The sequence below is a fragment of the Mycobacterium paraffinicum genome (genome assembly GCF_025822865.1).
Classification (GTDB): Bacteria; Actinomycetota; Actinomycetes; order Mycobacteriales; family Mycobacteriaceae; genus Mycobacterium; species Mycobacterium paraffinicum.
The window spans coordinates 19,157-28,301 of record NZ_JACKUR010000036.1; the positions used below are offsets into that span (position 1 = coordinate 19,157).

Annotated in this window: 9 protein-coding genes; 5 read left to right on the forward strand and 4 right to left on the reverse strand. The window is 69.4% G+C overall.

Features of this window, described 5'->3' with window-relative positions:
* Nucleotides 1–7: 7 nt before the first annotated feature.
* Both H7J89_RS23545 and H7J89_RS23550 read right to left on the reverse strand, forming a co-directional pair.
* Nucleotides 8–631, reverse strand: coding sequence for an MBL fold metallo-hydrolase (locus H7J89_RS23545; RefSeq protein ID WP_264047211.1), 624 nt, complete (start codon nt 629–631; stop codon nt 8–10).
* Nucleotides 631–1,716 carry an S-(hydroxymethyl)mycothiol dehydrogenase gene (locus H7J89_RS23550; RefSeq protein ID WP_264047213.1) on the reverse strand — a complete coding sequence of 362 codons (1,086 nt, stop codon included), beginning with the start codon at nt 1,714–1,716 and terminating at the stop codon, nt 631–633. Before H7J89_RS23550 ends, H7J89_RS23545 begins: the two co-directional genes overlap by 1 nt.
* A gap of 32 nt (nt 1,717–1,748) precedes the next feature.
* On the opposite strand from H7J89_RS23550, the gene H7J89_RS23555 reads away from it, so the two are divergent.
* From H7J89_RS23555 to H7J89_RS23565, 3 genes are all read left to right on the forward strand, one after another.
* A complete protein-coding gene (locus H7J89_RS23555; RefSeq protein WP_264047215.1) occupies nt 1,749–2,831 on the forward strand; it encodes a class I SAM-dependent methyltransferase in 1,083 nt (360 codons plus the stop codon).
* Entirely contained in the window at nt 2,831–3,649 is an 819-nt protein-coding gene (locus tag H7J89_RS23560; RefSeq protein ID WP_264047217.1) for a serine hydrolase domain-containing protein, read from the forward strand. The genes H7J89_RS23555 and H7J89_RS23560 overlap by 1 nt, the downstream gene beginning before the upstream one ends.
* Before the next feature lie 141 nt (nt 3,650–3,790).
* On the forward strand, nt 3,791–4,303 hold the full coding sequence (locus H7J89_RS23565; protein ID WP_055405156.1) for a DUF3145 domain-containing protein: 513 nt from the start codon (nt 3,791–3,793) through the stop codon (nt 4,301–4,303).
* Nucleotides 4,304–4,369: 66 nt separating this feature from the next.
* Here H7J89_RS23565 and H7J89_RS23570 read toward each other — a convergent pair whose 3' ends face one another.
* Nucleotides 4,370–5,287, reverse strand: coding sequence for a diacylglycerol kinase (locus H7J89_RS23570; RefSeq protein ID WP_264047219.1), 918 nt, complete (start codon nt 5,285–5,287; stop codon nt 4,370–4,372).
* Nucleotides 5,284–6,864 (reverse strand): FAD-binding oxidoreductase, encoded by a 1,581-nt coding sequence (locus tag H7J89_RS23575; RefSeq protein WP_345317357.1) that lies wholly within the window; start codon nt 6,862–6,864, stop codon nt 5,284–5,286. The genes H7J89_RS23570 and H7J89_RS23575 overlap by 4 nt, the downstream gene beginning before the upstream one ends.
* Nucleotides 6,865–6,911: 47 nt before the next feature.
* Between H7J89_RS23575 and H7J89_RS23580 the strand changes: the two genes are divergently transcribed.
* Complete coding sequence (locus H7J89_RS23580; protein ID WP_264047222.1) at nt 6,912–7,487, forward strand: TetR/AcrR family transcriptional regulator; 576 nt, start codon at nt 6,912–6,914, stop codon at nt 7,485–7,487.
* Nucleotides 7,484–9,028, forward strand: a complete 1,545-nt coding sequence (locus H7J89_RS23585) for a glycerol-3-phosphate dehydrogenase/oxidase (protein WP_372513831.1) — start codon at nt 7,484–7,486, stop codon at nt 9,026–9,028. Before H7J89_RS23580 ends, H7J89_RS23585 begins: the two co-directional genes overlap by 4 nt.
* The last annotated feature ends 117 nt before the right edge of the window (nt 9,029–9,145 follow it).

The window sequence follows — 9,145 nt, forward strand, 5'->3', positions numbered from 1 at the left end:
GGTGGCCTCAGTGGCCGCGGGCCACCCACTCCTCGTAGTGGACGATCTCATCGCCGATCGTGGTGCTGTCGCCGTGGCCGGTGTGCACCACCGTCTCGCCGGGCAGCTTGCCCAGCCGCTCGGAAATGGACTGCAGGATGGTCGGGAAATCCGAATACGAGCGCCCGGTCGCGCCCGGACCGCCGGCGAACAGGGTGTCCCCGCTGAAAACGACGCCCAGGTCATGGGAATACCAGCACATCGATCCGGGGGAATGGCCCGGGGTGTGCAGCGCCCGCAGCTCGGTGCCTCCGATGCTCAACGTCTCGCCGTCGGATAGCGAGCGAAAGTCGTTGTCCGGATGCGTCATCCGCCACAACACCTCGTCGGCGGGGTGCAGCAGCACCGGCGCGTCGAGGGTCTTGCCCAACTCCGGCGCGACCGTCACGTGATCGTTGTGGCCATGCGTGCACACCACCGCGACCACGTGGCGGCCATCCACGGCCTCGACGATCGGCGCCGCGTCGTGGGCGGCGTCGAACACCACCACGTTGGAGTTGTCGCCGATCAGCCAGATGTTGTTGTCGACTTCCCAACTGCCGCCGTCGAGTTCGAAGGTGCCGTGGGTCACCACCCGCTCGATGTTCACCATCAGAGCACCACCACCGAACGCAACACCTTGCCGCCGTGCATCTTGTGAAAAGCCTCCTCGACGTCGTCTAGCCCGATTCGCTCGGAGACAAACTTCTCCAGGGGCAGCCGGCCCTGCAGGTACAGGTCGATCAGGGTGGGGAAGTCGCGTTCGGGCAGGCAATCGCCGTACCACGACGACTTCAGCGCCCCGCCGTGCGAGAAAAAGTCGATCAGCGGCATCTCGAGCTTCATGTTGGGCGTCGGAACACCCACCAGCACAACGGTTCCCGCGAGGTCGCGGGCGTAGAAGGCCTGCTTCCAGGTTTCGGGCCGGCCGACGGCGTCGATCGCGACGTTGACCCCGAACCCGTCGGTGAGGTTCTGGATCGCCTCCACGACGTCGGACTGGCGGGCGTTGACGGTGTGGGTTGCGCCGAATTCGCGGGCCCAGTCCAGCTTGGTGTCGTCGGTGTCGACGGCGATGATGCGCCGGGCTCCGACCAGCGCGGCACCGGCGATCGCGGCATCGCCGACGCCGCCGCAGCCGATCACCGCGACGGTGTCGTCGCGGGTGACGCCGCCGGTGTTGATCGCCGCGCCGATGCCGGCCATCACCCCGCAGCCGAGCAGGCCGGCGACGGCGGGGTCGGCGGCCGGATCGACCTTGGTGCACTGGCCGGCGTGGACCAGGGTCTTGTCGGCGAACGCCCCGATGCCCAGCGCGGGGGTCAGCTCCGTGCCGTCGGTCAGCGTCATCTTCTGTGCGGCGTTGAAGGTGTCGAAGCACAGGTGGGGGCGGCCGCGCTTGCAGGCGCGGCACTGGCCGCAGACCGCGCGCCAGTTCAGGATGACGAAGTCACCGGGCTCGACCGCGGTCACGCCGGGGCCGACCGCCTCGACCCGGCCGGCGGCCTCGTGGCCGAGCAGGAAGGGGTATTCATCGTTGATGCCGCCCTCGCGGTAGGTCAGGTCGGTGTGGCACACCCCGCAGGCAATGATGTCGACCAGGGCCTCGCCGGGCCCGGGGTCCGGGACGACGATGTCCACCAGCTCGACGGGCTCGCCCTTCTTTCGTGAAATCACGCCGCGCACTGTCTGACTCATGGCCACCAACCTACGGTGTAGCGTCGCTGGGCATGACGGCAGCCGAGACCGCCTCCGAGACGTCCGAAGAATTCAGCGAACGAATCGCCGCGGCCATCGACGGCGCCAGCCTGACGCTGCTGCTGAGCATCGGGCACCAGACCGGGCTGCTCGACACGATGGCGGGTCTGGCCTCCGCCACCAGCGCGCAGATCGCCGAAGCGGCCGGCCTCAACGAGCGCTACGTGCGCGAGTGGCTGGCCGGCATGACGACCGGGCGCGTCGTCGACTACGACCCCGACTCCGCCACCTACTCGCTGCCCGCGCACCGCGCCGGCGTGCTGACCCGGGCGGCCGGGCCGGACAACCTGGCCCTGGTGGCGCTGTTCGTCCCGCAGCTCGCCGAAGTCGAGCAGAAAATCATCGGCTGCTTCCGTGAGGGCGGCGGCCTGCACTACAGCGAGTTCCCCCGGTTCCACGCGCTGATGGCCGAGCAGAGCGGCGTGGTGTACGACACCGCTCTCGTTGATGTGGTGCTGCCGCTGGTCGACGGTCTCGTCGAGCGCCTGCGCTCGGGAGCCGACGTGGCGGACTTCGGCTGCGGCAGTGGCCACGCGGTCAACGTGATGGCGCGAGCGTTCCCGGCCAGCCGCTTCACCGGCATCGACTTCTCCGACGAGGCGATCGCCGTCGGCGCCCGCGAGGCGGCCGACCTCGGTCTGGCGAACGCGACCTTCGAAAGCCACAACCTGGCGGAGCTGGACAAGCTAGACGCCTACGACGCCATCACCGTCTTCGACGCCATCCACGACCAGGCCCACCCGGCACGGGTGTTGGAGAACATCCACCGCGCCCTGCGTCCCGGCGGCGTCCTGCTGATGGCCGACATCAAAGCGTCGAGCCGGCTCGAGGACAACGTCGGCATCCCGATGAGCACCTACCTGTACACCACGTCGCTGATGCACTGCATGACGGTCTCGCTGGCGCTGGACGGCGCCGGGCTGGGCACCGCCTGGGGGACGCAGCTGGCCACCGAGATGCTCCGCGATGCCGGGTTCGACGACGTGCGGGTCGCCGAGATCGAGTCGGACCCGATCAACAACTACTACGTGGCCTTCAAGGGGCCCGGAAGTTGATGGCGGCCCTCGACGCGCTAGCTGATTGGCCGGTCGAGGCCGCCGCCGCGGCGGTGATCGGACCCGACGGGGTGCTGGCCAGTCACGGCGACACCGAGCGGGTGTTCGAGCTGGCTTCGGTGACCAAGCCGCTGGTCGCGCGCGCCGTGCACGTGGCCGTCGAAGAGGGTGTCGTCGACCTGGACACGGCCGCCGGCCCGCCGGGCGCCACCATCCGCCACCTGCTGGCCCACGCGTCGGGCCTGGCCCTGCACAACGATCACGTGCTGGCCGCCCCCGGGGCGCGGCGCATCTACTCCAACCACGGGTTCACCGTGTTGGCCCAGGTCGTGGAGCGCGAATCCGGCATCGAGTTCGGCCGCTACCTGGCCGAAGCGGTCTGCGAACCCCTGGGCATGGCCGCCACCCGGCTGGACGGCGGCGCGCCGGCCGCCGGGTTCGGGGCGACGTCCGCGGTGACGGACCTGGCGGCTTTCGCCGTCGACCTGCTGCGCCCGTCGACCGTCTCGGCCGAACTGCACGCCGAGGCGACCACGGTGCAATTTCCCGGCCTGGACGGGGTGTTGCCCGGCTACGGCGTGCAGCGGCCCAACGACTGGGGGCTGGGTTTCGAGATCAGGGACGCCAAATCGCCGCACTGGACCGGCGCCCGCAACTCGCCGCGAACGTACGGCCATTTCGGCCAGGCGGGCGGCTTCATCTGGGCAGATCCCGAGCGTGACCTGGCGCTGGTGGCCCTCACGAACCGCGATTTCGGGGAGTGGGCGCTGCGGCCCTGGCCTGCGATTTCCGATGCCGTGATGGCCGAGTACGGCTAATGGAAAATGCACACTAGCGCAACACGGGTATCACAAGGCACAATAGACACGCACGACACACAAAATAGTTAGCAGATCCTGCCTAAAGGTCCCACCAGGTCGTTGGGGAAGACGTCCCTCGTGGAACCGAAGGAGCAGGATATGCGTGCGTCGAATCAATTCGCCGACGTGACGACTGGCGTGGTGTACGTGCACGCCTCGCCGGCGGCGGTGTGCCCGCATGTCGAGTGGGCGTTGTCGTCGACCCTTGGGGCGAAGGCGAACCTCACCTGGACGCCGCAGCCGGCCATGCCCGGACAGCTGCGCGCGGTCACCAACTGGGTCGGGCCGGTCGGCACCGGCGCCAGGCTGGCCAACGCCTTGCGCTCCTGGTCGGTGCTGCGGTTCGAGGTCACCGAGGACCCCAGCCCCGGAGTGGACGGGCAGCGGTTCAGTCACACCCCGCAGCTCGGCTTGTGGAGCGGGGCGATGAGCGCCAACGGCGACGTCATGGTCGGGGAGATGCGGCTGCGGGCGCTGATGGCGCAGGGCGCCGACACCCTGGCCGCCGAGCTGGACACGGTCCTTGGCACGGCGTGGGACGACGCCCTCGAGGCATACCGCGACGGCGGCGAGGTCGGCGAGGTGACCTGGCTCAGCCGGGGAGTCGGCTAGCTCTCCAGACACCAATAGGCGATGCCCGGATTTGATATCGCAGGCGATATCAAATCCGACGAGCCGCTATTGATCCTCGGCTCGGCGCAGGATCCGCAGCGCGCCCGGAACCGCGCTGATCTCGGCGGGCAGCGGGCAGGCGAAGTCGCCGTCGGCGTAGACGTTGATGCCCGGGCACTCGACGTGAATCGACTTGGCCCGCGTCGTGCTCACCTCGTCAAGGTTGACGTGGGTGCCCTTCATCACGGTGGGGAAGAGGCGGACCAGCTTCGCCCGCGACGCCGAGTGCACCATGGTGATGTCGAGCAGACCGTCGGCGTGATCGGCGTGGGGGCAGATCAGCATGCCGCCGCCATAGCTGCGGGTGTTGCCGAAGGCCGCCAGCGTGATGTCGGCATCGATCTCTCGGGTCCCGTCGAGGACCAAGCGAAACGGCAACAGCCGCAACTGCGATAGCTCAGCGAGCATCGCGAGGTAGTACCGCAACCGCCCGTCCGGCCAGGTCATCCGGTTGGCCCTGTCGGTCACCAGGGAGTCGAATCCGGTGGCCGCCACCGTGCCGAACCACTTGTTGGCCCCGTTCTCGGCGCGGATCCGGCCCAGGTCGATGGTTTCCGTGCAGCCGTCGACGATGATGTCCGCGGCAGCTTCCGGATCCTTTGTGGGAAGCCCGAATTCGCGGGCGTGGTCGTTACCCGTCCCCGCCGCCACGATGCCGATCGGAACGTCGGTGCCCGCGAGCACTTGCAGCGCGTTGGAGACGACGCCGTCACCGCCGGTCACCATCACCGCGTCGGCGCCCTTCTCCAGTGCCGCGCTCACCAGGTAGCGCGCGTCTTGTGCGTCGTCGCCGATGATCTCGACAACCTCGACACCGTGGTGGTGCAGCCGCGCGATCGCGCGCTCCGCCGCCCGGATCGCGGCGCCGTGCCCGGAGACCGGATTGGTCAGCGCGATCACTTTCGCGATCTCGCGCCGATTCATGGAATCAGCTTGCCGGGGTTAAGGATTCCGGCCGGATCCAGGGTCGCCTTGACCGCGCGTAAGACGTGCACCCCCAGCTCGCCCACCTCGTCGGCCATCCAGGGCCGGTGGTCGGCGCCGACCGCGTGGTGGTGGGTGATCGTGCCGCCCGTAGCCATGATCGCGTCGCACGCGGCCCTTTTCGCGGCCTTCCATTGTTCGATCGGATTGCCGCGCTGGCCGGCGACGACGGTGAAGTACAACGACGCCCCGGTGGGGTAGACGTGCGAGATGTGGCACATCACCAGCGTCGGCGTGCCGGTTTCGGCCAGTGCGTCGGTAAGCGCTTGCGTCACAGCGGCTTTGAGTGCGGGAACGTTGGACCAGTCGGTGGCGGTCTCGAGCGTCTCGCAGAGTGCGCCGGCCGACAGCAGCGAGTCGCGCAGATACGGTGCGCCGAACCGCCCGTGCTCCCAGGCCCGGGCAGGCGCTTCGCCCAGCGACGTTCCGCCCTGCGCCGCCAGCAGGGCGCTGGTTTCGGCGTGCCGGCTCTCGACGTGTTCCTTGCTGCCCTCGAACGCCGTGATCGCCAGGCAGCCGCCGGTGATCTGGCTTTCGCCGATCGACTCGGTGGTGGCCAGGTTGACCCCCGTCTCGGCCTCGTCGGAAAGCCGGATGACGGTGGGCCCGGTGGCCGTTTGCGTGACGGCGCGCAGGGCCGCGGCCCCGGTCTGGAAGTCGGGGAACGACCACGCCTCGTACAGGACGGCTTCCGGGGCGCGGTGCACCCGCAGCCGCACCCGGGTGATGACCCCGAAGACGCCCTCGGAGCCGATCATCAACTGACGCAGGTCGGGCCCGGCGGCGGATTCGGGCGCGCGGCCCAGGTCCAGGGTGCCCACCGGGGTGACCACGCGCAGGCCGCGCACCATGTCATTGAACCGGCCGTAGCCCGCCGAGTCCTGCCCGGACGAGCGCGTCGCGGCGAAGCCGCCGATCGTCGCGTATTCGAAGCTCTGCGGGAAATGCCCGAGTGAAAAGCCTTGAGCGCCAAGCAGGCGTTCCGCGTCGGGTCCGGTGACGCCGGCCCCGAACTCGGCCTGGCCTGAGACCTCGTCGAGCGAGATCAGTTGGTCGAGGCGGCGCAGGTCGAGGGACACCAGGGCCTGGAACTCGCCGCGAATGGGATCCAAACCGCCTACCACGCTGGTGCCGCCGCCGAACGGAACCACGGCGATGCGGTGGTGGGAGCAGTAGCGCAGGACCGTGGCGACGGCGTCCTCGTCACCGGGCAGCAGGATGGCGTCGGGCGCGTCCTGTACCCCCGCGTCCTTACGGCGCAGCAGGTCGATCGTGGACTTGCCGCCGGCGTGCAGCAGCCGATCCCGGTCGTCGGTGCGGCAGTACGCGGCGCCGACGATCTCGGCCAGCCCGTCGCGGTGCGCCTGCGCCAACGCCGACGGGCGGAGCCGCACCTGCTCGGGCGCCAGCTCGGCCGCCCCGGAATCCTCCACGCCCACAGCCTGTTTCAACAGCGCCCGGATCCCCTCGGAGAGCGGCTTGGCCGCCGCGGGGTCACCCCACGCGTTCCACTTCATCGGGGGGAGGAAGCCCTCGGGTTGCGTCATGCGTTACAGTATTACACATGCTGTCAATCAGTAACGCTCGCACTCAGCTCGACACGGGAGAGCGCATCCTCGCGGCAGCAGCCACCTGTGTGGTCGATTTCGGGGTAGACCGGGTGACCCTGGCCGAGATCGCTCGACGCGCGGGCGTCAGCAGGCCCACGGTGTACCGGCGCTGGCCGGACACTCAGTCAATCGTGGCGGCGCTGTTGACCCGGCACGTCACCGAGGTGATGCGTGACGCGCCCCTGCTCGGTGACGACCGGGAATCGCTTGTCCGACAGATTGTTACGGTGGCCGATCTGCTGCGCCGGGACCGCCTCGTGATGTCCGTGCTGCACTCCGAGCTCGCGCCGATTTACATCACCGAGCGCCTCGGGACCAGCCAGCACATGCTGATCGACGCTCTCGCCGCGCGGCTGCGAGTCGCCCAGCGCAATGGCAGCGTACGCGCCGGGGACCCGGTCCAGATGGCGACCATGGTGTTGCTGATCGCCCAGTCGACCATTCAGTCGGCGCAGATCGTCGAACCGCTCCTGGACGCCGAAACGCTGGCCGGCGAACTCGCCTACTCGCTGAACGGATACCTGTCGTGATACCCGACCCCACCGCACTCAACGCCGCCCGCCGCGCGGCCGACCTGACGGCGTTGGCCGACGGCGAACCGCTGGACGTCGTCGTGATCGGCGGTGGCATCACCGGCGCCGGCATCGCTCTGGACGCCGCGTCGCGGGGGTTGCGGGTCGCGCTGGTGGAAAAGCACGACCTGGCCTTCGGCACCAGCCGCTGGAGTTCCAAGCTGGTGCACGGCGGCCTGCGCTACCTGGCGACCGGCAACGTGGGGATCGCCCGGCGCAGCGCCATCGAACGCGGAATCCTGATGAGCCGCAACGCTCCTCATCTCGTCCATGCGATGCCGCAACTGGTTCCGCTGCTGCCGTGCATGGGCCGGGGCAAGCGCGCGTTGGTGCGCGCGGGATTCCTGGCGGGGGATGCGCTGCGGATGCTTGCGGGCACGTCGTCGGCGACGCTGCCGCGGTCGCGCCGAATCGGGCCCGAGCGCGTCGTGCAGATGGCGCCCACCGTTCGGCGTGACGGCCTGGACGGGGGCCTGCTGGCCTACGACGGGCAGCTGATCGACGATGCCCGCCTGGTCACCGCGGTCGCGCGCACCGCGGCGCAGCACGGCGCGCGGATCCTGACCCACGTGGCGGCGTCGAAGGCCACCGGCACCTCGGTGCGGCTGACCGACCAGCGCACGGGGCAGTCGTTCGACGTCTCGGCCGCGGCCGTCATCAACGCGGCCGGGGTGTGGGCGGCCGAGATCGACGGCCTGTTGCGGCTGCGGCCCAGCCGCGGCACCCATCTGGTGTTCGACGCCAAAGTCTTCGGCAATCCCACAGCGGCGCTGACGATTCCGATACCCGGCGAGCTCAACCGGTTCGTGTTCGCCATGCCCGAGCAGTTGGGCCGGGTCTACCTGGGGCTGACCGACGAAGCCGCTCCCGGCCCGATCCCGGACGTGCCGACGCCGTCGGCGGACGAGGTCACGTTCCTGTTGGAGACGGTCAACACCGCGTTGGGCGTCGCGCTCGGCCCCGCCGACGTCATCGGTGCATACGCGGGTCTGCGGCCGCTGATCGACACCGGGGAGGGCCGCACCGCCGACGTCTCGCGCGAGCACGCCGTCGTGGAGTCGGGGTCCGGGATCATCAGCGTGATCGGCGGCAAGCTGACCGAATACCGCTACATGGCAGAGGATGTGCTGGATCGCGCCATCAGCCTGCGGCACCTGCGCGCCGCGAAGTGCCGGACCCACAACCTGCCGCTGATCGGCGCGCCCGCCAACCCGGGGTCGGTCGGCCCGGGCTCGGTTGCCGGATTGCCGGTGTCGCTGGTGCAGCGCTACGGCGCCGAGGCGGCCAAGGTCGCCGCCGCCGCCAGCTGCAAGCGCCCGGCCGAGCCGGTCGCCGAAGGCATCGATGTCACCCGCGCGGAATTCGAGTACGCGATCACCCACGAGGGCGCGCTCGATGTGTCGGACATCCTGGATCGGCGGACGCGGATCGGATTGGTCGAGTCCGATCGCGAGCGGGTGGTGGCGGTTGCGGAGGAGTTCGTGGCGCAATTCGGCTAGTACTGCAGCCGTAGATCGAGATCACTGTTGTTCACGTCGTTTGTAGTGGGATTGGCGGGCTCGGTATTGGTGTCTTCGGCGCCATCGTGACCAGGCCAGCAGGGTCGCGACGGTGTG